This is a genomic window from Sphingomonas sp. BL-S-28 (assembly GCF_055521515.1).
Map to the genome: position 1 here is coordinate 1224907 of NZ_CM145484.1, position 24169 is coordinate 1249075.

General features: G+C 66.2%; 23 protein-coding genes. 8 read left to right on the forward strand and 15 right to left on the reverse strand.

The window, feature by feature from the left end; translation table 11 throughout:
• Positions 1 to 5: 5 nt before the first annotated feature.
• Positions 6 to 509, reverse strand: coding sequence for a hypothetical protein (locus ACZ1JC_RS14570; RefSeq protein ID WP_465136176.1), 504 nt, complete (start codon positions 507 to 509; stop codon positions 6 to 8).
• A 356-nt stretch (positions 510 to 865) separates the two neighbouring features.
• Here ACZ1JC_RS14570 and lptF point away from each other — a divergent pair, with 356 nt between their 5' ends.
• The gene (lptF, locus tag ACZ1JC_RS14575) at positions 866 to 2098 is read left to right on the forward strand and encodes an LPS export ABC transporter permease LptF (RefSeq protein WP_465136175.1); all 1233 of its coding nucleotides are present in this window, start codon (positions 866 to 868) and stop codon (positions 2096 to 2098) included.
• A gap of 6 nt (positions 2099 to 2104) precedes the next feature.
• Positions 2105 to 3202 (forward strand): LPS export ABC transporter permease LptG, encoded by a 1098-nt coding sequence (gene lptG, locus ACZ1JC_RS14580; RefSeq protein WP_465136174.1) that lies wholly within the window; start codon positions 2105 to 2107, stop codon positions 3200 to 3202.
• A 195-nt stretch (positions 3203 to 3397) separates the two neighbouring features.
• Here lptG and ACZ1JC_RS14585 read toward each other — a convergent pair whose 3' ends face one another.
• Positions 3398 to 4489, reverse strand: a complete 1092-nt coding sequence (locus ACZ1JC_RS14585; protein WP_465136173.1) for a fatty acid desaturase family protein — start codon at positions 4487 to 4489, stop codon at positions 3398 to 3400.
• A gap of 146 nt (positions 4490 to 4635) precedes the next feature.
• On the opposite strand from ACZ1JC_RS14585, the gene ACZ1JC_RS14590 reads away from it, so the two are divergent.
• The gene (locus tag ACZ1JC_RS14590) at positions 4636 to 5820 is read left to right on the forward strand and encodes a GNAT family protein (RefSeq protein ID WP_465136172.1); all 1185 of its coding nucleotides are present in this window, start codon (positions 4636 to 4638) and stop codon (positions 5818 to 5820) included.
• Between the two features lie 241 nt (positions 5821 to 6061).
• Positions 6062 to 7060 carry an HpcH/HpaI aldolase/citrate lyase family protein gene (locus ACZ1JC_RS14595; RefSeq protein ID WP_465136171.1) on the forward strand — a complete coding sequence of 333 codons (999 nt, stop codon included), beginning with the start codon at positions 6062 to 6064 and terminating at the stop codon, positions 7058 to 7060.
• Here ACZ1JC_RS14595 and ACZ1JC_RS14600 read toward each other — a convergent pair.
• Together ACZ1JC_RS14600 and lipB are read right to left on the reverse strand one after the other, a co-directional pair.
• A complete protein-coding gene (locus ACZ1JC_RS14600) occupies positions 7041 to 7376 on the reverse strand; it encodes a hypothetical protein (RefSeq protein WP_465136170.1) in 336 nt (111 codons plus the stop codon). The genes ACZ1JC_RS14595 and ACZ1JC_RS14600 overlap by 20 nt on opposite strands.
• Positions 7373 to 8068 carry a lipoyl(octanoyl) transferase LipB gene (gene lipB, locus ACZ1JC_RS14605; RefSeq protein ID WP_465136169.1) on the reverse strand — a complete coding sequence of 232 codons (696 nt, stop codon included), beginning with the start codon at positions 8066 to 8068 and terminating at the stop codon, positions 7373 to 7375. Before lipB ends, ACZ1JC_RS14600 begins: the two co-directional genes overlap by 4 nt.
• Before the next feature lie 82 nt (positions 8069 to 8150).
• Between lipB and ACZ1JC_RS14610 the strand changes: the two genes are divergently transcribed.
• A complete protein-coding gene (locus tag ACZ1JC_RS14610) occupies positions 8151 to 8963 on the forward strand; it encodes a DUF7847 domain-containing protein (RefSeq protein WP_465136168.1) in 813 nt (270 codons plus the stop codon).
• 151 nt (positions 8964 to 9114) lie between these two features.
• On the opposite strand, the gene ACZ1JC_RS14615 is transcribed toward ACZ1JC_RS14610, so the two are convergent.
• The 6 genes from ACZ1JC_RS14615 to ACZ1JC_RS14640 all read right to left on the reverse strand — a co-directional run bounded on the left by ACZ1JC_RS14615 (position 9115) and on the right by ACZ1JC_RS14640 (position 14312).
• The gene (locus ACZ1JC_RS14615) at positions 9115 to 9747 is read right to left on the reverse strand and encodes a class I SAM-dependent methyltransferase (RefSeq protein ID WP_465136167.1); all 633 of its coding nucleotides are present in this window, start codon (positions 9745 to 9747) and stop codon (positions 9115 to 9117) included.
• 102 nt (positions 9748 to 9849) lie between these two features.
• Positions 9850 to 10194 carry an arsenate reductase (glutaredoxin) gene (gene arsC / locus ACZ1JC_RS14620; RefSeq protein ID WP_465136166.1) on the reverse strand — a complete coding sequence of 115 codons (345 nt, stop codon included), beginning with the start codon at positions 10192 to 10194 and terminating at the stop codon, positions 9850 to 9852.
• Positions 10195 to 10207: 13 nt separating this feature from the next.
• On the reverse strand, positions 10208 to 10804 hold the full coding sequence (locus ACZ1JC_RS14625; RefSeq protein WP_465136165.1) for a (2Fe-2S)-binding protein: 597 nt from the start codon (positions 10802 to 10804) through the stop codon (positions 10208 to 10210).
• Between the two features lie 61 nt (positions 10805 to 10865).
• Positions 10866 to 11600, reverse strand: coding sequence for a metallophosphoesterase family protein (locus tag ACZ1JC_RS14630; RefSeq protein WP_465136164.1), 735 nt, complete (start codon positions 11598 to 11600; stop codon positions 10866 to 10868).
• A complete protein-coding gene (locus ACZ1JC_RS14635) occupies positions 11600 to 13615 on the reverse strand; it encodes a TonB-dependent receptor (RefSeq protein ID WP_465136163.1) in 2016 nt (671 codons plus the stop codon). The genes ACZ1JC_RS14630 and ACZ1JC_RS14635 overlap by 1 nt, the downstream gene beginning before the upstream one ends.
• A 4-nt stretch (positions 13616 to 13619) precedes the next feature.
• Positions 13620 to 14312, reverse strand: a complete 693-nt coding sequence (locus tag ACZ1JC_RS14640; RefSeq protein WP_465136162.1) for a fumarylacetoacetate hydrolase family protein — start codon at positions 14310 to 14312, stop codon at positions 13620 to 13622.
• A 154-nt stretch (positions 14313 to 14466) separates the two neighbouring features.
• Here ACZ1JC_RS14640 and ACZ1JC_RS14645 point away from each other — a divergent pair, with 154 nt between their 5' ends.
• Positions 14467 to 14976 carry a YqgE/AlgH family protein gene (locus ACZ1JC_RS14645; protein ID WP_465138590.1) on the forward strand — a complete coding sequence of 170 codons (510 nt, stop codon included), beginning with the start codon at positions 14467 to 14469 and terminating at the stop codon, positions 14974 to 14976.
• A 162-nt stretch (positions 14977 to 15138) separates the two neighbouring features.
• On the opposite strand, the gene ACZ1JC_RS14650 is transcribed toward ACZ1JC_RS14645, so the two are convergent.
• From ACZ1JC_RS14650 to ACZ1JC_RS14670, 5 genes are all read right to left on the reverse strand, one after another.
• Positions 15139 to 15711, reverse strand: a complete 573-nt coding sequence (locus ACZ1JC_RS14650; RefSeq protein ID WP_465136161.1) for a nucleotidyltransferase family protein — start codon at positions 15709 to 15711, stop codon at positions 15139 to 15141.
• Entirely contained in the window at positions 15708 to 16712 is a 1005-nt protein-coding gene (locus ACZ1JC_RS14655; protein ID WP_465136160.1) for an XdhC family protein, read from the reverse strand. Before ACZ1JC_RS14655 ends, ACZ1JC_RS14650 begins: the two co-directional genes overlap by 4 nt.
• A gap of 1 nt (position 16713) precedes the next feature.
• Positions 16714 to 17346: a TetR/AcrR family transcriptional regulator gene (locus tag ACZ1JC_RS14660; RefSeq protein WP_465136159.1), complete on the reverse strand. Its 633-nt coding sequence runs from the start codon at positions 17344 to 17346 to the stop codon at positions 16714 to 16716.
• A 65-nt stretch (positions 17347 to 17411) separates the two neighbouring features.
• On the reverse strand, positions 17412 to 18092 hold the full coding sequence (locus ACZ1JC_RS14665; RefSeq protein WP_465136158.1) for a murein L,D-transpeptidase catalytic domain-containing protein: 681 nt from the start codon (positions 18090 to 18092) through the stop codon (positions 17412 to 17414).
• Between the two features lie 315 nt (positions 18093 to 18407).
• On the reverse strand, positions 18408 to 19652 hold the full coding sequence (locus tag ACZ1JC_RS14670) for a polyhydroxyalkanoate depolymerase (protein ID WP_465136157.1): 1245 nt from the start codon (positions 19650 to 19652) through the stop codon (positions 18408 to 18410).
• Between the two features lie 273 nt (positions 19653 to 19925).
• Between ACZ1JC_RS14670 and ACZ1JC_RS14675 the strand changes: the two genes are divergently transcribed.
• A complete protein-coding gene (locus ACZ1JC_RS14675) occupies positions 19926 to 21710 on the forward strand; it encodes an ABC transporter transmembrane domain-containing protein (protein WP_465138589.1) in 1785 nt (594 codons plus the stop codon).
• Between the two features lie 167 nt (positions 21711 to 21877).
• The gene (locus tag ACZ1JC_RS14680; RefSeq protein ID WP_465136156.1) at positions 21878 to 24034 is read left to right on the forward strand and encodes a M13 family metallopeptidase; all 2157 of its coding nucleotides are present in this window, start codon (positions 21878 to 21880) and stop codon (positions 24032 to 24034) included.
• Positions 24035 to 24169: the final 135 nt, after the last annotated feature.

Consider the following 24169-nt stretch of genomic DNA (forward strand, 5'->3'; position numbering starts at 1 on the left):
ACGGCCTAGCCGGCGGTCCCCTCCGCAGGCTCTTCGGCGTGTTCCGGCTCCACGTCATCGGTTGGAACAACCTCGTCCTCGAAGTGCTGCGACAACGCTCGGAACAGGGCGGCCACGATGGCTGCGCAGCGCGACCGCGCGACGGCTTCCGAATCGATCGCCGCGTCTTGCTTCACGATCCGGACGCTTTCAGCCGTGGGCGACAGCGTATCGATGATCGCCAGCGCACCGTGGGGGATCAGCAGCCGCGCCGCGTTCTCTTCCTCACCCTTGCGCACCGATGCGGCGATGGCGGTGGAGAGCAGGGTCCAGCCGGCCTCGTCGATGCGCCGTCCCGCTTCGCCGAACACCACCAGCGCCTCCAGCACGATGATGCCTGCCTGCGCGCGTTCGGCCGCTTCGGCGCGCTGCGCGAAGCGTTCCAGGTCCTGCGCGAAGCCCAAGGCATCGGCGCGCAGGATGTCATCGGCCATGAAGAAGACGCGGGTATCGAAGTGGTCGGGCAGCATGGCGGGGGACCCATGTTCACAAAAAGGGGGAAGGGGAGTGCCGCCTGCGATTTGCGAGATCGGCCAATTCGCCGGCCGCTGTTCGAGACTTGGCCTCCATGCGCAATCGTGAAACGATCCCGTTTAACGGTGAAATCCAGCAATTGCCGTGACTTGGCGGAAGTCAGCAAACCGCCGTCCGGCGCCGTTCCGCGTGTTCTCCGCCCGGCGCGCGGGTGCCGCCTTCCGCCGCTTCGGGGTCTCGCGCCGCCGCGTTCTTCACATCATCGTGGACAATTCGCTTTGCCCACCTGCGGCAAGCGTTTAAGGGCCTCAGATGCACGGTTTTGTGACGACATTCCGGTGAACCCTTCAGCGTGAAATTCCTCAGCGCCATCGATCGATACATCCTCCGCCTGGTGGTGATGCCCATGCTTGGCATCTTCCTGCTGGCGGCCTCTCTGCTCGTGCTCGACAAGATGCTGCGGCTGTTCGACTTCGTCGCGACGGAGGGCGGCCCGATCGGCGTCGTCTTCAAGATGCTGGCGAATCTGCTGCCCGAATATGCCAGCCTGGCGATTCCGCTGGGGCTGATGCTGGGCATCCTGCTGGCCTTCCGCAAGCTGGCCACGTCCAGCGAACTGGACGTGATGCGCGCCGTCGGGCTCAGCTACACGCGCCTGCTGCGCGTGCCTTATATTCTGGCGATCCTGCTGGCAGGCGTGAACTTCGCCATCGTCGGCTATCTGCAGCCGCTGGCGCGCTATTATTACGAGGAACTCAACTACGAGCTGAAGTCGGGTGCGCTGGGCGCCTCGATCAAGGTGGGAGAGTTCACCGCGCTGAAGGATCGCATCGCCCTGCGCATCGATCAAAGCCGCGACGACGGCCGCCGGCTGAACGGCATCTTCGCGCGCGTTGCCAACGACAAGGGACAGGTGCTGTCGATCTCCGCGCGCGAGGGGCAGTTCCTGGCGCTGAAGGGCGCGCCCGATACGATCATCCTGCGGCTGGACAACGGCCAGATCATCCAGGACATGCCGGGCAAGGACCCGCGCGTGCTGACTTTCACGCGGCATGATCTGCCGATCGAGCTGCCGCAGGTGGAAAAGTTCCGCCAGCGCGGCGGGCAGGATCGCGAATACCTGCTGCCCGAACTGATGAAGCTGGGCTGGAACAACAGCCTTCCGAAGGAAGAGCGCGTCTCCAGCCAGGCCAACTTCAACTATCGCATGGTCGAAGTGATCATGATGCTGCTGCTGCCTTTGCTGGCGGTGGCGCTGGCGATCCCGCCCAAGCGATCGACTTCGGCGCTCGGCTTGTTCGTCTCGATCGTGATGGTGGTGGCCTATCACAAGGTCAACCAGTACGCGGCCGACGTTGCCTCGCTGGGCAAGATGAACCCGATCATCGGCCTGTGGGGCCCGTTTGCGCTGTTTGCCGCACTGATCGTGTGGATGTACTGGCGCGTTGCCTACGTACCGGGCGGGCAGCCGCTGGGCTGGCTCGAAAAGGGTTCGGACATCGTCATCAAGCGGCTCAAGTCGCTGCTCAAGCGCCACCGGCAAGGCCCGATCCTGCCCGAACCCGCCTCGGAAAGCGGGGCCTGACCTGGGATGCAGATGGAATTTTTCCCTTCGCGCACACTGACCTGGTACCTTGCGCGCCTGTTCGTCACCCGCATTTTCGCGGTGCTGCTGATGCTGGTGCTGGTGCTTCAGGTGCTGGACCTGCTGGGCGAGAGCGGGGACATCCTGGCCTATCCCGGCAATGGTCAGGCGCAGCTGTTCTACTACGTCACCCTGCGCGTGCCGCAGTTGGTGGCGCGCTTCCTGCCTTATTCGGTGCTGCTGGCGACGATCATCACCTTGGCCACGCTGAACCAGAACAGCGAAGTCATCTCGATGAAGGCGGCGGGACTTTCCGCGCATCAGGTGCTGGCGCCGCTGATTCTGGCCGCTTTCATCATTTCGACGGGCAGCCTGGCTTTCAACGAACGCGTGGTGACGCGCTCCACCGCGATGCTGAACGCATGGCAGGGCGTGAAATACGGGCCGATCCCGAAGGATCCGGGGGCAAGGGCCAACCTCTATCTGGCCGATGGGCGCGACCTGATGATGGCGGGCAGCATCGATGGGCCGGACAACGGCATGGTGCTGCACAACATCACCTTCTACCGCCGCGACGATGCGGGGATCATTACCGAGATGGTCCGCGCCGACCGGGCGACTTTCGCCAATCCGGGCTGGCGCTTTGAGAATCCCACGGTTTTCGATGTGCCGCGCACGACGGTAACCCGCGTCGCCTCCGTCACTCTGGCGCCGGGGATTACGCCGGCGAAGATTCTGATTTCCAAGGTCGATGCCGATTCGCAGAACATCATCGAACTGACCCGCTCGATAGAGGCGATGAAGATCGCCGGCCGGCGCACCAGCGAGCTTGAGGCCGCATGGTGGCACAAGCTTTCCGGGCCGTTCTCCTCCGTGCTGATGCCGCTGCTGGGCGCGGTGACCGCGTTCGGCCTTGCCCGGTCCGGCCAATTGCTGATCCGTGCGGTCATCGGCATGGCGCTGGGCTTCGCCTATTTCGTGATCGACAATGCCGCCTTGGCCATGGGCAATTTCGGGGGCTACCCGCCGCTGATCGCAGCCTGGGCGCCTTTCATGCTCTTTGCGCTGATCGGTGAGACGGTGCTGATACGGACGGAAGAGTAGAAGGTCGAGCAGGCTAACAGCGCCGCGCGCCCATGGGATCCGATAGCTGCACCGCAAGGAGCGCACTAGGGATAGACAGGGCGCGACGAAGACATTCCGAGGGTCTGGGGGATCATCCCCCAGGACGTCTCTCTTCCTTCCCCTAAACAAAAAAGGCCCCGCATTCCGCGAGGCCTTTTTCATATCCAGCGCCGATCAGTGCGCCTGCATGGTGCTCTTGGCGAGCCGTTCCAGCAGCGGCATCAGGCCGGGGTAGTTCGCCTTGGAATAAGTCGATCCCGAACCGAACTGCTTGGCCAGACGGCGGTGCGCCTCTGCCAGCGAGTGATAGGGCATCGAGGGCAGCAGGTGATGCAGCGCGTGGTAACGCAGGCCCACCGGCGCCCAGAGTTCGGAATACTTCGCCGGCGGCGGCACGTTCACCGAATCGAGGTACTGCGCGGTGACGGTCATGGGATCGCCATCGTTCTCCCAAAGGTGCGCGACCAGCGTGCGGACCTGATTGAGGAAGGCGGTGAGCGACATCACGCAGATTGCGATGAGCAGCGGGCGCCAGCCGTAGGTGTAGCTGGCGGCAAGTACGGCGATCGCCCAGACCGAGCAGCCCAGTTCCTGCCAGAACACCATGCGGGCGAACTTGCCCTCGGGCGGGCGGCGGCCGAACTGCGGGTTGATGGCGAGGGCGGAGGCGCGTTCCCACACCAGCTTGCGCAGCGGCGGCACAATCACGCCCAGCGGCACCAGCACGGCGGAACGGATCAGCAGCGCCACCGGCAGCAGGATCGCGGTGAGCGCGAAGACCGGCAGGCTCCACGGCTTCATCAGCGCCAGCGGCAGGTATTCGGGATCCTCCACGGTGCCGTAGCGGGTGCGGGTGTGGTGGATCGTGTGCACGCCCTCGTACATCAGCGAGGGGATCAGCATCGGGATGCCCACCAGCAGGTTCCACGCGAAGCGGAAGCCGGGCAGCGCATCGCGGTGGATGTGCGTCAACTCGTGAATGAACAGCAGTGCGCGGTAGAGGGTGAGCGCCGAAAGCAGGCCACAGGCCACGGCGACCCACGGATTGCTCGCCAGAATGGCGCCCGCCAGCGCGGCATAGCCGACCACGGTGGAGGCCAGCATGTCGGGCCAATAGATTTCCGGACGGGCCTTGGCGATGTCGCGCGTCAGCTCGACGGCGGCGCGCAGCATCTCCTTGTCGTCGGGGATTTCGGACGAGCGCACGTGTCCGGCCACGTCACGTGGTGCAGCGGGGGACAGGGTGGTGGCATCCTGGGCAATCATACGTCTGGTTCCATAGTCTCCGGGCATAAATCCGGCCGGGTACGGGTTTTGCGAGTGCCTGCGCTTGCATCCGCTTGACAAGGTGGCGGGTGCGGCCGCAGGTCGCGATCCTGATTTTCCCCATAATGCGGAACAAAGGCAGGATCGTGGCCAAAGCCGAACTAGTCATCACACCCGTTTCCAGCAAGGCCGACCGCGCTGCCTTTGTCGATTACGCTTATCGGCACTATGCGTTAGATCAAAATGGGGCGTCAGATCCAAACTGGGTCCCCAACCTCCGCTCGGAGGAGATTTCCAAGTTCACCCCGGGCAAGAACCCGTTCTGGGATCACGCGCGCGGCCAGCTTTTCCTGGCCAAGCGCGGGGGTGAGGTTGTCGGCCGCATATCCGCGCATATCGATGAACTGGCGCTGAAACAGCCGCTGGAGCAGGGCATGGGCCCGGGCACCGGCAACTGGGGCGCGATCGAGGCGGAGGACGAGGACGTCGCCAAGGCGCTGATCGCCACGGCCGAGGACTGGCTGCGCGGGCAGGGCATGACGCGCGTGCTGGCGCCGATGAACCTGTCCGTCTGGGAAGAGCCGGGCCTGCAGGTGCGCGGTTTCGACCACGCGCCGATGGTGATGATGGCGCACCACGATTCGGCCTACCAGCCGTGGATCGAAGGCGCCGGGTACGATCGCGTGAAGACGCTCTACACCTACGATCTCGACGTTACGAAGCAGTTCCCGCCACTGGTTCAGCGCATCGTCTCGTCTGGCGAGAAGAATGCCAAGATCCGCATCCGCGAAGTCGATCCCAAGCGGTTCGACGAGGAAGCGGCACTGATCTGTGACATCCTGAACGATGCCTGGTCGGACAACTGGGGCTTCGTGCCCTTCACCGAAAAGGAAATCGAATATACCGGCAAGGCGCTGAAGCCGCTGGTCCACCCCAGCCTGATCCGCATCGCCGAGTATGAGGGCGAGCCGGTGGCCTTCATGATGACCTGGCCCGATCTCAACCAGGCGCAGAAGCGGTTCAACGGGCCCAAGGGCAAGCCGGGCCTGTTCGGCCTGATCAAGCTGCTGCTGTGGCTGCGCAAGCCGAACCCGGCGGACATGCGCGTGCCGCTGATGGGCGTGCGCAAGAAGCTGCAATCCTCGCGCCTCGCCAGCCAGCTGGCCTTCATGATGATCGAATACATCCGCCGCTCCGCCACCGCCAAGTTCGGCGCCAAGCGCGGGGAGATCGGCTGGATTCTGGACGACAACCAGGGGATGGTCGCCATCGCCGACGCCATCGACAGCAAGATCAACCGCGAATACGCGGTCTACGAAAAGGCGCTCTGAGAACGGTCAAGCGGTAGGTGCGGCGAGGTTCCGTCACCTACCGCCACAGCTCTACCGTTGGATGAGGAAGCGGGATCCCCGCCGTCGCGGGGATGACGGGTAGTGGCTTGTGGCGGCTCTTGGTGCTGCCGGTGTGCCGCTCCCCCGTGAACGCATTTTCACCGTCGTGCCCGGCTCCGCACAGCATTTTCTTAATCGCTCGCCCCCTAGGCTTGCCGGAAAGCAAGGAAGAGGGCGCGCGATGAAGTATCGATCCTGGCTGATCGTACCCGGCAACAACGAGAAGCGACTGGCCATGACGCAGGGCGTCGGGGCCGATGTCGTGGTGGTGGACCTGTCGGACACCATCCCCCGCGAAGGGCGGGAGATCGGCTGCCGGCTGGCCGGGCAGTGGCTGGCTGCCAGCCGCGCGGCGGGCGGTGCCCGGCGCAGCGCGCGCTGGGTGCGGATCAACAGCTTCGAATCGGGCCTGTGGCGCGACGATCTGGCCGCCGTCATGCCCTCCGCGCCGGAAGGGGTGATCCTGCCGAGGGCGACCGGGCCGGACGCGGTGCGCGAACTCGCCAGCGAGATTTACAATCATGAGGAACGCAACGGCATCGTCGCCGGGGCCACGCGGATCATGCCGGTCGCGGGGGAAACGGCCACTGCCGCCCTGCAGATTCCCCGCTATCTCGAATCGGCGCACCAGCGGCTGGACGGGCTGGCATGGGGTGCGGGCGGACTGAGTGCGGCGCTGGGCGTTCGGCTCCGCCGCGACGGGCAGGGCGCTTGGGGCGATCCCTGCAGCTTCGTGCGCGCACAGGTCCTGCTCACCGCCCATGCCGGCGGCATCCGCGCGGTGGAAGCACCGTTCGATCATTTCGAGGATGAAGTCGGGCTGGAACGCGCCGCACTGCGCGCGCGGGCCGAAGGTTTCACCGGCATGTTCGCCGTCCACCCGGCGCAAGTCGCGGTGATCAACCGGGCCTTCGCGCTAGGGGCGGATGAACTGGACGACGCGCGCGAGGTGGTTGCCGCCTTCGCCGCCAGCCCGCATCTCGGTTCGCTGGCGGTCGCCGGCCGCATGGTGGATCGCGCCGATCTGGCGCTGGCGCAGAACACGCTGGCACGCCACGCTCTGGCCCAAAACGCGGCGGTTCCGGGCCACGCGCCTCTCGAACGAAACCCCGGCGGTGGGCCCACTCCCGGTCCCCTTGGCGAGGATGCCAAGCGGAGCGTTATTCTCCGTCCGGCTTGACCGGGGCGGTTCCTGCGGCTTCCTCGACATCGGCGGCCGCTGCCGCCGCAGCGTCCGCATCGGCATCGACTGCTGCCTGACTGGCAGAGCCGCGCGCGCTGTCACGCCGCGAAGGCAGATCGGCCTCCGGCGCGGCATGGTCGTTCTGCGAACGCACGCTGTCGTAAGGCGGCATGTCGTCGCTCACCGAACGGGGCAGCAGCGCGGCACCGGCGGCGGCCTTGTTGTTCGTCGGCTCCTGCTTGTTGCAGCCTGCAAGGGCCAGCACTGCCAGAGCAGGCAGCAGCGCGACAGCGGGGCGGAACGGCAGGCTCATGCAGAAGTCTCCGGGGGCGTTACGGGCGGGCAGGGGCGGTCCAGTGCGGACAGGAAGGCATCGGCATGGGTCAGCAGCGCCTCGTCCCAGCGGGCATAGTCGGTATCGTGGCCCAGCCGCTTCAGGCTGGTGACGCCGAATTCGTCGATCCCGCAAGGCACGATGCCGGTGAAATGCCCCAGATCCGGGTGAATGTTCACCGAAAAGCCGTGCATCGTCACCCACTTGCGGATGCGCACGCCGATCGCGCCGATCTTTGCCTCGCGACCGTCCACATCCTTGGTCCAGATGCCGATGCGGCCTTCGCTGCGGAAGCTGTCCACGCCGAAGTCCTTCAGCGTGTCCATCACCCAGCCTTCGAGGCCATGGACGAAGCCGCGCGCGTCGCGCGCGCGCTTGCGGAGGTCCAGCAGGACATAGCCGATGCGCTGGCCGGGGCCGTGGTAGGTGTAGCGCCCGCCGCGCCCGGCCTCGACCACTTCGAAGCGCGGATCGAGCAGTTCGGTCAGATCGGCACTGGTACCGGCGGTGTAGACGGGCGGGTGTTCCAGCAGCCAGATCAACTCGCGCGCCTCGCCCGCGGCGATGGCGGCGTTGCGGGCGGTCATTTCCTCAAGGGCGGCGCGGTAGGGGACCGGTTCGCTGCTGATGCGCAGTTCGATATCACCGGCCAAAGTCGTAGGGAAAGTCATGTTGCGTTGCGTGGCGTCATTCCCTGCGGTTATCAAGCCACTTTGAGTTGACCGCCCCTTCATGGCGGTGCCAGGAGCAGCAATGACGTTCGACAGCAATCGGGCCTGGAACGAGGCAAGCCGCGCGGTTTCCGCCAACAAGGAAGTGGTTCTCGCCATCGCGGGGGTCTTTTTCCTGCTGCCGCAGCTGATCTTCACCTTCTTCTTCCCGGCCCCGGAAATGGGCACGGGGCTGAGCGAGAAACAAGTGATGGACGCGGTGAGCGCCTATTACGCCTCGATTCTGCCGGTGATGATTCCCGTGGCGCTGTGTCAGGCGCTGGGCACGCTGTCGTTGCTGAGCGTGCTGGATACCGACCGCCGCCCCACCGTGGGAGAAGCGATCGGCAATGGTCTCAAGGGTCTGCTGGCTTACCTCCTCGCGCAGATCCTGATGGGCTTCGGGCTGATGACCATCGGCCTTGCGGCGGCGACCCTGTTCGCAGCGGCGGGCGGCATGGTGGGGGCGGTGATCGGCCTTGCCGTGGGCCTGTTCCTGGTGATCCCGGTGGGCGTGCGACTCTCGCTGGTGGGGCCGGTGATCGCGGTGGACAAGCTGCGCAATCCGATCGGTGCGCTGGTGCGTTCCTGGCGGCTGACGCACGGGCATACGGCGCGGATCTTCGGCTTCTATGCGCTGCTGTTCCTGGCAATGATGGCGCTGATGATCCTGGCCAATGTCGTCACGCTGCCGATCGGGCTGCTGGCGCCGAAGCACATTGCCGGGCTGATCGGCGCGGTGATCGAATCGATGCTGGCCGCGATCATGGCGCTCTACTTCGTGGCGGTGATCGGGCAGGTCCACCGCCAGCTTTCCGGCGCATCGGCGGAAACGCTGACCAGCCCGTTCGAGTGACGGGCTTATGGCATCGGCCTGAATCGTAGTTCGTCATTGCTTCGCTACGCCCGCAATGACGATACGGGCGAAGTTTCCGGCTCCGACCTACAAACGAAAAAGGCCGACGCTACTCGCGCCGGCCTTTTTGTTTTGCCGATGGCGGGACTTTTCAGTCCTCGTCCTTCCAGCCCCACCACATGAAGCAGGGGGGGACGTTGATCGGCTCGATCGCATCGTCGATCCGCTTGAAGTGGCGGGCCATGAAGCTCTTGGCCTTGGGCGTGAACTGGTAGACCAGGAACGCGCCGCCCTTGCGGATCACGCGGTAGGTGGCGGCGGCGATGGCCGGGCCGACACCGTCGGGAAGGGTGGAGAAGGGCAGGCCCGAAAGCACATAGTCCGCCTTCTCATGCCCGTGCGCGCGCACGATCTCTTCCACGTCGGCGGCCGAACCGAGCACCGCGATGAAGCGGCTGTCGGTGATCGTGCGGCGCAGATAGTCGATGAACAGCGGGTTCGTGTCGATCACGATCAGCTGTCCGTCGCGGCCCAGGCGATCCAGCACCGGGCGGCAGAAGGTGCCGACGCCGGGGCCGTATTCGACGAAAAGCTTGGTGCTCGCCCAATCGACGGGCGCCAACATGCGATTGATCGTGAAGCGCGACGAGGGGACGATCGAACCGACCATCACCGGGTTGCGCAGGAACCCCTCGATGAACACGCCCCAGGGTCCGAGGCTGTGCTTGATCTTTCGCTTGATTCGCTGGGGGAGCGCCTCTCGGGCAAGCTCGGTACTGGTCATGCTGGCGAAGACTCTCGCGTTGTTGTCGTCCTGCGAAGGGCGAAGGCGTGGCAGATCAAGGTGCACATTGCAAGCAAGCCGCTGCGCAATGTTGCAGAGCGATTACAAAATCTCGTGGACCTTTTCCATCGGACGGCACAGGCGCACGCCCTTGTCCGTCTCAACCAGCGGGCGTTCGATCAGGATCGGCTCTGCGGCCATCGCGGCCAGAACCGTGGCATCGTCCGCATCGGGAAGCCCGCGCTCCGCCGCGTCGGTGCCGCGCATGCGGAGGCCCTGCTGCGGCGTGATTCCCGCATCCTTATAAAGCTGCGCCAGCTTTTCGGCGCTGGGCGGGGTCTTGAGGTATTCGATCACGGTAACCTCCACGCCGGGCGCTTCCTCCAGCGCGGCAAGCGTATTGCGCGATGTGCCGCACTTGGGGTTGTGCCAGATGGTCGCCTTCATGGCCTTGTCCTCTTTATTCAGGTGAAGCGGTCAGACCCGCTGCGGGTTCCCGGCCTGATGGATTGGAACCGGATGGATTCGGATTCAGCGCCGGAACCGCCCGTGCCGCATCCTGCGGGGCGATGCCGGGGGCAGGGGCGGCGCTGATGGTTTCCTCTCGCCGCAGCACCCGCCCGGCGCGTTGCACGGCGGCAAGCAGGCGCGGCTGCACGCCGCAGCGGCAGAGGTTCGGAATGGCGGCGCCGATCTCTGCCTCGCTCGGGTTGGCATTGCGCGCCAGCAGCGCGGCGGCGGAAAGGACGATGCCCGGCGTGCAGAACCCGCACTGGATCGCCTGCTCGGCCACCATGGCCTGCTGCACCGGGTGCGAGCGATCCTGCGACAGCCCTTCGATCGTGGTGACGAAGCGCCCTTCGCACTCGCCCAAGGTGACGAGGCAGGATCGCAGCGCGGCGCCATCGACCATCACCGTGCAGGCCCCGCAATCGCCGGTGCCGCAGCCATACTTGGTGCCGGTAAGATTAGCGCCTTCACGCAGGGCCCAGAGCAGCGGTGTCTGCGGATCCATGCGGATCTCGACCGGGTGGTCGTTAAGGGTCAGGCGCGCCATCGGCTTTCCTTAACCATGGTGCGGGCGGGATTCCAGTGCGGCAACAACAAGCTGTCCACGGTCATGCGAAGCCGGTGGCAAGCGCGCGGGCCCAGTCGTCGCGTCCGGCGGCGGCGGCATCGGCGGCGGCGGCCTGCCAGTCATAGGTGACGGCGATCAGTTCGGCGCTCCAGCCTTCCGCCCCGCGCTCGATCACGGCGTAGCGCGCGTGCGGCGCGCCGGTCTCCATCACATGCGGGAAAGGATGGTCGTCGGCATAGGCGGGCAGGCCGACCGAGCCGGGATTGACCACCTGCCGCCCGTCGCCGAGCTGCACATGGCGCGGCTGATGGGTATGACCGCAAAGGATCATCGGCGCGCGGATATCGCCAAGCCGCGCGGCCACTTCCTCCTCCCGCGCCGGGCGGCACCCGTCGGGCTCGACCGTTTCCAGCAGATATTCGAGGTCCGAGTCCGGCGAACCGTGGCAGGCGTAGAGATCGCTCTCCAGCCACAAGGTCTCGGGCAGGGCGGCCAGCCACGTAAGGTGGCGCGGTTCCAGCCGGCCGATCGTGGCGGCGTCGGAAAGCCCCATCCGCTCGGGCGGTAGATCCAGCAGTTGCCGCTCATGATTGCCGCGAATGGTTTCGAGGCCGAGCGCCATCAGCCGGTCCGCCGTGCCCGCCGGATCGAGCGGGCCGCTGAGAATGTCGCCCAGATTGACGATCCGCCCGATCCCGCGCCGCTCCGCATCCGCCAGCACCGCATCCAGCGCGCGCAAGTTGCCGTGGATGTCGGAGAGGACGGCGATCTGCATCAGAGCATGACCTTTACACCGGCCCAGACCGTGCGCGGCACGCCAAGGTCCATCGACCCGGCCTGATTGCGCGTGACGATCGTCTCGTCGGTCAGATTCTCGCCGCGCAGCGCCAGAGAGACGGGGCCGGCGACCGGCACTTGTACATAGGCGTCCAGCGTCGTCGCAGCGGGCAGCACGTATTGCTCCAGATCGTCCTCGAACTGTGCGCCGGTATGGCTGACCGTCGCGGCAAAGCGCCAGCCCTCGCGCGGCAGCCACGCCAGCGTCGCGGTGGCGGAGAGCTTGGGTACTTGCGCCGGGCGCATCCCGTCCAGCGCCAGACCTTCCGCCTCAACTTTGGAATCGGTCCATGCCAGCGATCCGTCGAGCTTGACCGTGCCCAGATCGAGGGCGGCGCTCGCCTCGATGCCTTTCGCACGGATGGCATCGACGTTCTGGCGCTGCTGGACATTGGTGGCCACGGTGACGTTGGCGATGGCGTCCTTCAGCCGGTTGTCGAAGGCGGTGAGCGAGAGCGTCAGCGGTGCAATCGGCGTGACGTCGATCCCTGCCTCATACCCGCGCAGGCGTTCGGGCTTGAGGTTCGGGTTGGCATTGGTCGTCACCGGGAAGACCACATAGGGCCGATAGAGTTCGTTCAGCGTCGGCAGGCGCATCCCGGTGTAGGCAGCGGCGCGCAGGCTGATCGCTTGGCTGGCCTTCCACACGATGCCGCCGCGCGCATTGCCTTCCCAGCCGGAGCGATTGGCATAGCTGGCATCCTGCGTCACCGCGCCGGTGCCCGGCGTGGCGGAGGTGTAGAAGCCGTTGCGGATCGTCCAGCGGTCCGCACGGCCCCCGGCGGTGAGCACGACATTGCCGATGGTCCAGTCGTCCTGAACGTAGAAGCCAAGGTCGGACTGGTCGCCGCCGGCGTGGCGTACGGCGGTGGCGAGGCCGGTGACGGTGGAATAGGGCAGTTCCAGCAGGTGGCCGGACGCCAGCTTCACATCGGTGCCGATCCGCATCACGTGATCGCTGCCCACCGGCGGACGCAGTTCGGCCTTGCCGCCGATGGCGGTCGTCGGCGTGCGGTGCTGGTCGAGCGTCTTTTTGTAGTTCGTCGAACTGATGACCACGTTGGAGAAGTCCTGCGCCTGCACATAGCCCAGCACGTCGAACTGCCACTTGCCCCGGCCGACGAAGCGCAGCGAGGCCTGCTGACCCTCGGAGGTCGAATCCGCGCCCTTGAAGCGCAAGGTGCGCGAATCGTCATAGGCCAGCACGGCGGCCTGCACTTCGACATCGCCGGAAATCGGCGCGACGGCGCGCAAGGAACCCGACAGCGTTTCGAACGCGGCGCGGGCAGAGGCGGCAACGCGCTGATCCTTCGGCGTCGTCCAGAAGCCGTCGCCCCGGTCCCACTGCACGCTGGCGACCAGGAAGCCGCTGCCCAGCTTCGGCGCGGCGGTGAGCGAGGCTTGCGTCTCGCCTCGGTCGTCCACCAGTGCTTCGCCTTGCAGCAGGCCGATTTGGTCAGGCCCGGCGCTGCTCATCTCGATGGTACCGGCCACCGCACCCGAACCGAAGGCACCCGAACCGCCGCCGCGCGTCACGCGCACGGAGCCGATCCGCTCGGGCGCGATGGCGCTGTAGGGGATGTAGCCGAAGAACGGGTTGGCCACCGGCACGCCGTCCAGCAGTACGAGTGTGCGGCTGGCCGCATTGCCGCCCAGCGCGCGCAAGTTTGCGCCCTGTGCCGATGGATTGGCGGAGCGGCTGTCCGACCGGCGGAACTGCGAGAAGCCGGCGACGGAGGACAGCACATCCTCGATCCGGCCCGAGGCGCTGCTGGTCACCGCATCGCGGTCGATGATCTGCACGTCGTAGGCCGGCGTCGCCGGGCCATCGTCGAGGCCATGGCCGGTGACGATGATCGGGCCAGAGGGGATGGGATTGGCCGGTTCGTCGGCCAATGCGGGGGTGGCAAAGGAGACGGTCGCCAGCAGGGCAATCTTGAGAGTCTTGCGCATGGGATCAGGCTACCGCGATGTCCAGAACCAGCGGCTCCAGCCCTTCCACGGTGCCTTCCAGCCTGTCGCCCGGCGCGATCGGGCCGACGCCGGCGGGGGTGCCTGTGTAGATCAGGTCGCCGGGGGCAAGGTGGTACATGCGCGAAAGGTCGGCGATCAGTTCGGGGATCGACCAGATCATCTCGTCCAGCGGTGCGTCCTGCTTCACCGTGCCGTTCTGCGAGAGCGCGATGCGCTGGGTGCCGGGCGTGCCGAAATCGGCAGCGCGGGTGATCGGGGCGACGATTGCGGCGTTTTCGAAATCCTTGCCGGTGTCCCAGGGGTAGCCCTTGGCCTTCGATGCGTTCTGCAGGTCGCGGCGGGTCAGGTCGATCCCGCAGGCATAGCCGTAGACAAGGCTCATCGCCGTATCGGTGGAGACTTGGAAGCCTTCGCCACCCAGCGCGATCACCAGTTCCATCTCGTAATGGCAATCCTGCGTGCCCGGCGGATAGGGGATTGTCGCCGGAGAATTGCACAGCGCGGCGGGGGCCTTGTTGAACCAGATCGGCGCTTCGCGGTCGACCGCGTTGCCCAGTTCGCGGGCGTGCGCGGCATAGTTGCGGCCCACGCAGAAAATGCGGCGTACGGGATAACGGGCTTCCTCACCGACCACGGGGACCGATGGCGTTGCGGGCAGTTCGAAAAGCAGGCTCACGATCGAATGTCTCCTGTGGTTTCGCCACCGCATAGAGCGCTCGGACCGGCGCGAAAAGGCGCAAGCGTATTGCCGTTACGGCCCAAGCGCCTACAATCGCGGCGTGACCGAGAAACAATACCTTGCCGGGAGATTGCTGCTGGCGATGCCCGGCATGTTCGACCCCCGCTTCGAACGCACGGTAAGCGTGATGTGCGTGCATGACGAGAACGGCGCGCTGGGCATCGGCATCGGCCGATTGCGCGAAGGCGTTCGCTTCCACGATATCCTGGAAGAACTCGATATCGATCCGGGCAAGGCCCCGAATTGCGAAGTGCACGAAGGCGGTCCGGTGGAGCCGGGGCGCGGCTTCATCCTCCATTCCACCGATTGGGGCGGCACGGATACCTTGCAGGTTCACCCGCTCTGCGCGCTGTCCGCCTCCATGGACGTGCTGCGCGCCATTGCCGAAGGGCGCGGGCCCAGCCGCTGGCTGATGGCGCTGGGCTATGCCGGTTGGGGCGCGGGGCAGTTGGAAGGCGAGATGCGCCATCACGGCTGGTATGCCGCCGATCCGCATCCGGAAATCCTGTTCGACACCCCGGTCGATGCCCGCTGGAGCGCGACGTGGCGGGCGGAGGGGATCGATCCCTCGCTGCTGGCGAGCGAGACGGGGCGGGCGTGATGGGCGGCCTATCCTAACCCGCATACATTTGGTTGACCTCCTATCCTCGTCATCCCCGCGAAGGCGGGGATCCCGCTTGTTCTTTGACGCGCGGCGCTACCGCTCAAGAAAGCGGGCCCCCCGCCTTCGCGGGGGGGACGGGGTTATTTTGAGAGCGGCGAGTCAGGACAGCGTTTGGTTCTGAAGGGCCTGCAAGTCCTCGGGCCGATCGACGTCCAGCAGGATAGTCGGATCATCTACCTCGCAGAACACCACATCGTCCCGCGACCTCAGCAGCCGTCCGGCGCCTTCATCGCCCGAAAGCGCCGCGATCTCCGGAAACTGGCGCACGGACAGCAGAGCAGGGTGTCCCGGTCGCCCTTCGCAGCGAGGCAGGGCGGCGATGGCGTCCCCGATAGTCGCCGCCAGCCGTGCCGCCACGCCATGCGGCACGCGCGGCATGTCGCCGAGGAAGACGAAGACCCCCTCCGCCCCATCCGCCGCAGCGATCCCGGCCTGCAACGATTGCGACAACGCCGCGCTGTCGATCCGCAGCACCTCCACCACCGGTTCGCCCGGCCATGCGCCGATATCGATGCCGGGCTTCGTCACCACGATCACGCGTGAGACCGGCGCGGCCCGCGCAGCGCGGATGGCGTGGAACAGCAGCGGTTCGCCGTCGAGCAGGGCCGAAAGCTTGTCGCTGCCGAACCGGCTGGCACGTCCCGCGGCCAGCACCAGCGCGGCGTAGGTCACGCGCGCTCCGCCGCCGGGTTCATGGCCTGCATGATCTGGGCGATAATGCCGGTGGCGACTTCGAACGGCGATTTGCCCAGCCCGATCACGCCGGGGGAGAGGTGCAGCCGCGCCAGTTCGTCGTCGCTGGCGCCCAGCGTGCGGAGCGCCGCCATGCGCCCCTCCGTCCGCGATTTCGCGCCGATCATGCCCACCCATGCCGCGCCGCCGCGCAGCGCGGCCAGACAGCCGCCAAGATCGTGATGATCCTCATGCGTGGCGCCGAGGTAGGCGGTCCAGCGATCGATGCCGAGTTCGGCCACCGCGTCTGCCGGCTGCGCCCGAATATAACGGGCGAGCGGGAAGGGCGGTGGAGAGTGCGGTCCGTCAGGCCGCACCAGCACGGTTTCGAAACGGGCCAGCGCCGCCAATTGCGCTGCCGCCAAAGCGCCGGGGTCGCCGCCGGAAACGATCAGCCGGCGCGGCGGATCGAAACGGCGGGTGAGCGAAAAGGGCTCTGCCGTGGTTTCCAGCAATGGGCCGTCTTCAGTCGTGACGCGGCGGCTGGTGCCATCGCTGTGCCAGCGGCAGGGGCGACGCTCGGCGCCATGGCGCAGGAGTTCGGCGACGGCCGGGCAGTCCGCCGGCACCCGCTCCACCATCACGTAAAGCGCGCCGCCGCAGCGCAGGCGGATATCGATCCACGGGCTGCCCATGCCATAGTGAAGCTGGCGCGGATGGCCGTCCGCCAGCACTTGCGCGGCGTGGTGGGCAACGTCGCCCTCTATGCAGTCGCCGGAGAAATAGCCGCTCGCCTCGATCGTGCCGTCCGCCGATGCGGTGAACAGCATCTGCGCGCCGGGCCCGCGCGGCGCGCTGCCTTCCACGCGGTGCAGCGTGGCCAGCGCGCAAGGCAGTCCGGCGGCACGGGCAGCGGCCAGCGGGGCGCGGATATCGTCGATCCAGCCGAACAGCGGCCAGTCCGCATTCGCGATTTCGCCGAGGATTTCGGCCGTAACCATGTCAGACCGCCGTGGCGGGGGCCTTGGTCAGCGGGCGGTCGGCATCGTGGGCGGCATCGCTTGCACCCAGCACCGGCGCGATCACCAACCGATGCAGGATCGGCGCGATTTCCTCTGGCGGCATGTCCGGGCCGTGGCCCAGCCACCAGGCAAGAATGTCGAAGGTGGCCCCGGTCCCGTGGACCACGCCAAGATCGGAGGGCAGCCATTGCACCGGATTTTCCACCTGACCGACAAGTCCGCGCGCCTGGCGAATGAACTCGTCCCGCACGATGGCGGCGGCCCCGCCCGCTAGCAGGGCAGACCACAGGCCCCGATGCCCATCGACATAGCGGCACAGCGCCAGCGTCGATTCGAAGCTGTCGGCATCGCGCAGCACCGGGATGGTCATCGCCAGCAGGCCGGCGATCTCTTCCGAGGCGACATCGCCCAGCAGCGCTTCCTTGGTGGGATAGTGGCGGAAGAAGGTGGCATAGCCGATCCCGGCATGGGCGGCGATTTCGCGGATGGTGATCTGGTCGAACGGGCGTTCTTCGAGCAACGCAAGCATGGTTGCGTTCAGCGCCTTGCGCGAACGCACTTGCCGCGCATCGGTGGGCGCGTCTTTCCTGAACCCCGCGAGATGACCATCCATGACTGATCCGTAACACCCTGTCGCGGCGGTGTCTAATTATCGCCCGCGATTGGCGGGCGGGGCGTTCACCCTTCGCCGATGCGATCCGAAAACAGCAGGCGGCCGCCGGACAAGTGGATCAGCGCCTCGTTGAAATCTTCAGGGCTCATCGCGAAGCAGCCTTCGCTGCGGCCGATCTTGCCCCACTTGGCGATCATCGTCGCATCGACGTACCACGCCGGATGCATGACGATGGCACGTTCCAGCGCGGCCGAATTGTCCGCGTCCAGCCCCTTGAGCCGGATCGAGGTGCCGTACTTGCCCTGATACCATTCGCACGTGAGGAAGGCCCCGCGCGAGGTGGCTTCGGATCCCGGCAGATTGGAAAAGCTCTGCAGCCAGCCGCTGTGCATCGGGTCCGACCCGCGCCCATGCGCCAGCAGGAAGGAGCGGACGGTGCCGCTTTCCAGATTGGCGAAATGCAGGCGCGGCTTCCATGAGGGTTGCGAGAAGTCGGCGATGCCAACCAGATCGGTGCGCCACAGCGTATTGCCCACGCGGCCAACCTGCCGCGCGGCAACGTCCAGAATCCGGCGTTCGTAAGGCGTGCGGACGTATGTGCCCACGCCGTACCCCGCCGTCACCCCGGAGGATGCCCCGTCAACTGAAGTGTTCCCTGCTGCCAGCACGCGGGTTGGAAGCGCGAGGCTTGCCCCCGCCGCCAGTCCACCCATGAGGACAGCACGCCGACCCAACGTGTGTTCCATGCCCGTAGATTAACCGATTTCGGTTAACGGCGCCATACGAACCACTCCGTCGAATTTCGGAGAAACGTCAGGTTATCGCGCATGGAAAACGGTTCGTCGTACTGCCGCGCGCCGTTGCGGTTAACGAACTGAAAAACCTGGATCTCTTGGGGAAGGATTGCGGTGGAAAACAGTTGGCGGGCGCGTTCGGTCCGGCGGGCCCGAGGGCAAGGGAAAAGTCGAATGGCCCGCGATGGCGCAACTGCACGCGGTTCGCGGCTCGGCCCGGAGGCTTGCGGCATCGGCGGACGAAGCCCCCGATGCCGCGAGTCTCATTCAGGCAACCACCTTCAGCGGCTTGTGCTGGTGCTGGCGGATCCAGTCCTCCACCACCGGCGCGATGCGGTTGCGCCATTTGCTGCCGTTGAAGATGCCGTAGTGGCCCACGCCTTCGGCCAAGAGGTACTTCTTGCGGTCTTCCGGCAGGTTGGTGGCCAGGTGCAGCGCTGCCTTGGTCTGGCCGATGCCCGAGATGTCGTCACGCTCGCCCTCTACCGAGAGCAGCGCGGTGTCGCGGATCGCGCCCAGATCGATGCGCTCGCCGCGGTGGACGAATTCGCCGTTGGGCAGCGAGTGCTTCTGGAACACGTGCTCCACGGTCTGCAGATAGTACTCGGCGGTCATGTCGCAGACGGCGCGGTATTCATCGTAGAACGCCTTGGTGGAGGCGGCGCTCTCGTCGTCGCCTTCCACCAGATGCTTGAACATGCCGTAGTGGCTCATCACGTGGCTGCCCAGGTTCATCGCCATGAAGCCCGCCAGTTGCAGGAAGCCGGGATAGACCTTGCGGCCGCCGCCTGGATAAGTGAGCGGCACGGTGGCGACGACATTATGCTCGAACCACGAAAGCGGCTGGTTCATCGCCACGTCGTTGACGCTGGTGGGCGCCTCGCGCGTGTCGATCGGGCCGCCCATCATCGTCAGCGTGGCGGGGCGGCAGGGGTTGCCCTGCTTGCCCATGATCGCGGCGGCCGCGAAGGCGGGGACCGAGGGCTGGCACACCGCCAGCATGTGCGTGCCGGGGCCGATGTGCTCAAGGAAGGCGATCAGGTAGTCGATATAGTCGTCCAGATCGAAGCGGCCGGCGCTCTGCGGCACCATCTTCGCATCGGCCCAGTCGGTGATGTAGACCTCGCAGCTTTCCACCATGCGCGCCACGGTGCCGCGCAGCAGCGTGGCGAAGTGGCCGCTCATCGGCGCGACGATCAGCAGCTTGGGCGCGTTTTTGGGCAGGCCGGGGTGATCGAAGCGCAGCAGGTTGCCGTAAGGGCGGTGCATCACGATCGCTTCGGTGACGGGGTAGGTCTTGCCGCCCACCGTCGTTTCCTCGATGTCGAATTCCGGCTTGCCGCGCGACATCGTGGCGTGCGCGAAAACGTCGAGCGCGGAGGCCATGACCGGGCCGAATCCGAAATGGCTGAACGGCATCGACGGATTCGTCAGCATTTCCGCGCCCACCGATGCCCAGGCGGCGGCGCCGCTCAGCATGGTGCGCTGCAGTTCATAAGCGTTGTAAAGCAAGCGAATTCTCCTGCGCGACGTGCCCGACGGCCTCTTTTTGGGCCGTTCTTTCGTGGGTTTGCGGATCCCATTTGGGCCTCCAAACCTACTTGTGCAATGCGGCATTCGTGGGTCGTCCCGTTTTGCACCGCGTAAAAACCCCGATCACACTATCCGGAACATCCATCGGCAGGCCGGCGCGGCGGGCCTTTTCCCGGAGCCTGCAACACGATAATGCGCACGGCCATGCAAGCCGATGTGGATCAGAATGAGGCGCAGGAAATCGGCGCCGCGATGAAGGAAAGCCGGAGCAGCCGGGGCAAGAGCCTAGGCGCGCTGGCCATGGTCTGGCGAGAGCTGTTCCATTACCCCGGCCGGATGGGGATCGCCGGCGCCGCGCTGGTGACCACCGCCACCTCCACTCTCGCGATTCCCTATGGTTTCCGCCAGATCGTCGATCAGGGCTTCGCGCAAGGGGCCGATCCTTCGGCGATCCGCTGGTGGTTCGCGATGCTGATGGGCGTCGTCACCGTGCTCTCCGTCGCCACCGCGATCCGGTTCTATTCGGTATCGTGGCTGGGCGAGCGTGTCGTTGCCGATATTCGCCTGCGCGTGCAGCGCCACCTCGTCACCCTGTCCCCCAGCTTCTTCGAGGAAAACAGCCCGAAGGAGATTGCCTCACGCATGACCGCAGATACCGCGATCATCGAAACGGTGGTCGGCACCACCGTCTCGGTCGCGCTGCGCAACGCGATCATGGCGGTGGGCGGGGTGATCTACCTGTTCATGCTGGCCCCGCATCTGACGCTGGGCCTCGTCATCGCGATTCCCGTGGTGATCCTGCCGATCGCCGCTTTCGGCCGCCGGTTGCGCGCGGTCGCCCGGTCCAGCCAGGACCGCGTGGCGGATATCGGCGCGATGACCAGCGAGGTGTTCGGCGCGTTGCGCGTGGTGCAGGCGTTCAACCAAGAAGGCCACGAAATGAACCGCTTCGCCGCCACGGTGGAGCGCACGTTCGAAACCGGCAAGCACCGCATCATCCTGCGCGCGGCGATGACGGCGGTGATCATGTTCCTGGTGTTCGGGGCGATCACCGTGATCCTCTGGCGCGGCGCCATCGCCGTGGCTGAAGGCACGATCAGCGGCGGCACTATCGCTGCTTTCGTGGTGACGGCGGGCATCGTTGCCGGCGCCTTCGGCTCGCTCACCGAAGTCTACGGCGATCTGGTGCGCGGGGCAGGGGCGGCCAGCCGACTGGCTGAACTGCTGGGCGAGCGGCCCGCGATCACCGCACCGGCGCGCCCGCAAGTGCTGCCGCAGCCCGCGCGCGGCAAGATCGCCTTCGAACGCGTGACCTTCCGCTATCCTGCCCGGCCGGACACTGCCGCGCTGCACGATTTCAGCCTGACCGTGGAGCCGGGCGAGACCGTCGCCATCGTCGGCCCCTCCGGCGCGGGCAAGTCCACGCTGTTCCAGCTGGCCGAGCGTTTCTACGATCCGCAGAGCGGCGTCGTGAAGATCGATGGCGTGCAGCTGACTTCCGCCGATCCTTCCGAAATTCGCCGCCGCATCGCGCTGGTGCCGCAGGAGGGCGTGCTGTTCGCCGCCTCTGCGCGCGACAACCTCCGCTATGGCAACCCCAATGCCGACGACGCTGCGATCTGGGATGCCGCCCGCGCCGCCAATGCCGAACAGTTCCTGCTTGCGCTTCCCGAGGGGCTGGACACGTTCCTCGGCGAGGACGGCGCACGCCTGTCCGGCGGCCAGCGCCAGCGCCTTGCCATTGCCCGCGCGCTGCTGCGCGATGCGCCGATCCTGCTGCTGGACGAAGCGACCAGCGCGCTCGATGCCGAAAGCGAGCGGCTGGTGCAGGATGCGCTGGACAAGCTGATGGCCAGCCGCACCACGCTGGTGATCGCGCACCGCCTTGCCACCGTGCGGCAGGCGGATCGTATCGTCGTGATGGACGGCGGCCGCATCGTCGAAGAGGGCAATCACGAGAGCCTGACGCGCGCCGGCGGCCTCTATGCGCGCCTGGCCGCCCTGCAGTTCGACATGGTTACGGGGATGGGCGCCTAGTCCGGGCTCGAAACGGTTCGTCGCAATCGACGAACGGCTGACAGGCGCCGACGAACTGCAACGAGGGGCTGGCGTTGCCCGCGCTGGCAATTATGTTGCGCCATATGCGGGTCGTCCTGGCCCGTTCCGTATTCCATGCGTGTTACAAAATTCGGAAAGGCTTGCTCATGCCTCGCACCCTTTTGAGGGCGCTCGCCACCACGGCGCTCGTCTCTGCAACCGTCCTCTCGGCCCCGGCTTTCGCGCAGCAGGCGGCGCCCGCCGCGGCCACGTCGAACCCGATGGAAGTCGATCCCGCCAAGGTCTCGTGGGGCGGTGCGGGCATCCAGACGCAGTGGGAAGACAAGAGCGTGAAGCCGGGTGACGACTTCGACCGCTACGTCAGCGGCAAGTGGTCCGACGCCGTGGTGCTGCCCAGCGATCGCACCAACTGGGGCTCGTTCACCGCGCTGCGCGATCTTTCCGAACAGCGCCTGCACGGCATCATGGACGAACTGCTCGCCTCGAACCCGGCACCGGGCAGCGACGCGGCGCGCTTGGCCGATGCCTATCGCGCCTTCATGGACGTGGACGCGATCAACAAGGCCGGTCTCGCTCCCGCACAGCCCTACCTTCAGCGCATCTACGCCGCGCAGACGCCGGATGACCTGATGAAGCTGTTCGCTTCGCCGGGATATGCCTCGCCGCTGGGCGCCTATATCTCGCCCGACGCCAAGGCCAGCGACGTCAACGCCTTTCAGGTGGGCCTCGGCGGCCTTGGTCTGCCCGACCGCGATTACTACCTGAAGAGCGATGCCCGTTCGCAGGAAATCCGCGCCAAGTACCTCGATTACCTGACCTTCCTGCTCGGCAAGGCGGGCTACACCGATCCGGCGGCTTCGGCGAAGGCGGTGCTCTCGCTGGAAACCCGTCTGGCGCAGGCCGACTGGGACCGCGCTGCCAGCCGCAACCCGGACCTGACCTACAACAAGCTCTCGCTCGCCGAGTTCGAAGGGCTGGCCTCGCCCGGCCTGATGAAGACCTTCGTCGACACCATGGGCGCCAGCAAGGCTGGCTACGTGCTGGTCGACCAGATGCCGCCGACGGCCGAAGAGCTGAAGGACGCGCGCATCGATGCGGCGCAGGCGGCTGCCTGGTTCGGCGGCGGCGTGCCCGAAGCGGCCAAGCTGATCGAAAGCGTGCCGATCGCCACCTGGCAGGCCTGGCTGGCCGCGCAGTTCCTGCGCACCCACGCCTCCGTCCTGCCCAGCGACATCGATGACGCCAACTTTGCCTTCTACGGCAAGGTCATGAGCGGCCAGCCCGAACAGCGCGCCCGCTGGAAGCGCGGCATCGCGGCGGTGGAAGGCATGTCGGGCGAACTGCTCGGCAAGATCTACGCCGAAAAGTACTATCCGCCCGAAGCCAAGGCGGCGATGGAAGCGCTCGTCGGCAACCTCCGCAAGGCGATGGCCGCCAATCTGGCCGACCTTTCGTGGATGAGCGCGGACACCCGCAAGGCCGCCGTGGCCAAGCTGGACGCCTTCACGCCCAAGATCGGCCAGCCGGCCAAGTTCAAGGAATACGAAGGGCTGGCGTTCTCCGCCACCGATCCGCTGGGCAACATGATGGCCTCCGAAAAGTGGGAAAACGGTGACCAGATGCGCCGCCTCGGCCAGCCGGTGGACCGTGCCGAATGGTTCATGCTGCCGCAGACGATCAACGCCTACTACAACCCCTCGTTCAACGAGATCGTCTTCCCCGCCGCGATCCTGCAGCCGCCGTTCTTCAACGTCTCGGCCGATCCGGCTGTGAACTACGGCGGCATCGGCGCGGTGATCGGCCACGAAATGGGCCACGGCTTCGACGATCAGGGCGCCAAGTTCGACGGTCAGGGCAACCTGCGCGATTGGTGGACCGCGGCCGACAAGGCCAACTTCCAGAAGTTGCAGGACCGACTGGAAGCCCAGTACAACAGCTTCTGCCCGTTCGACGACGGCAAGACCTGCGTGAACGGCAAGCTGACCATGGGTGAGAACATCGGCGACCTCGGCGGCCTCAGCCTCGCCTACCGCGCCTACAAGCTCTCGCTGAACGGCAAGGAAGCGCCGGTGATCGACGGCCTGACCGGCGACCAGCGCTTCTTCATGGCCTGGGCGCAAGTCTGGCGCAGCAAGTACCGCGAGGAAGCGGTTCGCCAACAGCTGAAGACCGACCCGCACTCGCCTGCGCACTACCGCATCAACGGCCTCGTTCGTAACTTCGACGAGTGGTACAAGGCCTTCGACGTGAAGCCGGGCGACAAGCTCTACCAGGCGCCTGCGGACCGCGTGCGCATCTGGTAAGCCGCTATGGCCTGAACGAATGACGCGGCCCGATCCGGAACCATCCGGGTCGGGCCGCTTCCGTTTGGGCCGCCCCCGTTTGGGCTTTTGGGAACGACTGCCCGGCGCGGCGCTTTCCCTACGCGACCCGCCGCG

Coding starts and splice junctions, on each gene's coding strand:
- ACZ1JC_RS14660 (WP_465136159.1), bottom strand. CDS start 17,346: ATGGATGGTCATCTCGCGGGGTTCAGGAAAGACGCGCCCACCGATGCG.
- ACZ1JC_RS14595 (WP_465136171.1), top strand. CDS start 6,062: ATGAAGTATCGATCCTGGCTGATCGTACCCGGCAACAACGAGAAGCGA.
- ACZ1JC_RS14645 (WP_465138590.1), top strand. CDS start 14,467: ATGTTCGACCCCCGCTTCGAACGCACGGTAAGCGTGATGTGCGTGCAT.
- ACZ1JC_RS14570 (WP_465136176.1), bottom strand. CDS start 509: ATGCTGCCCGACCACTTCGATACCCGCGTCTTCTTCATGGCCGATGAC.
- ACZ1JC_RS14600 (WP_465136170.1), bottom strand. CDS start 7,376: ATGAGCCTGCCGTTCCGCCCCGCTGTCGCGCTGCTGCCTGCTCTGGCA.
- ACZ1JC_RS14680 (WP_465136156.1), top strand. CDS start 21,878: ATGCCTCGCACCCTTTTGAGGGCGCTCGCCACCACGGCGCTCGTCTCT.
- lipB (WP_465136169.1), bottom strand. CDS start 8,068: ATGACTTTCCCTACGACTTTGGCCGGTGATATCGAACTGCGCATCAGC.
- ACZ1JC_RS14635 (WP_465136163.1), bottom strand. CDS start 13,615: ATGCGCAAGACTCTCAAGATTGCCCTGCTGGCGACCGTCTCCTTTGCC.
- ACZ1JC_RS14625 (WP_465136165.1), bottom strand. CDS start 10,804: ATGGCGCGCCTGACCCTTAACGACCACCCGGTCGAGATCCGCATGGAT.
- ACZ1JC_RS14655 (WP_465136160.1), bottom strand. CDS start 16,712: ATGGTTACGGCCGAAATCCTCGGCGAAATCGCGAATGCGGACTGGCCG.
- ACZ1JC_RS14675 (WP_465138589.1), top strand. CDS start 19,926: ATGAAGGAAAGCCGGAGCAGCCGGGGCAAGAGCCTAGGCGCGCTGGCC.
- ACZ1JC_RS14630 (WP_465136164.1), bottom strand. CDS start 11,600: ATGCAGATCGCCGTCCTCTCCGACATCCACGGCAACTTGCGCGCGCTG.
- ACZ1JC_RS14615 (WP_465136167.1), bottom strand. CDS start 9,747: ATGACCAGTACCGAGCTTGCCCGAGAGGCGCTCCCCCAGCGAATCAAG.
- ACZ1JC_RS14665 (WP_465136158.1), bottom strand. CDS start 18,092: ATGGAACACACGTTGGGTCGGCGTGCTGTCCTCATGGGTGGACTGGCG.
- lptG (WP_465136174.1), top strand. CDS start 2,105: ATGCAGATGGAATTTTTCCCTTCGCGCACACTGACCTGGTACCTTGCG.
- arsC (WP_465136166.1), bottom strand. CDS start 10,194: ATGAAGGCGACCATCTGGCACAACCCCAAGTGCGGCACATCGCGCAAT.
- ACZ1JC_RS14610 (WP_465136168.1), top strand. CDS start 8,151: ATGACGTTCGACAGCAATCGGGCCTGGAACGAGGCAAGCCGCGCGGTT.
- ACZ1JC_RS14585 (WP_465136173.1), bottom strand. CDS start 4,489: ATGATTGCCCAGGATGCCACCACCCTGTCCCCCGCTGCACCACGTGAC.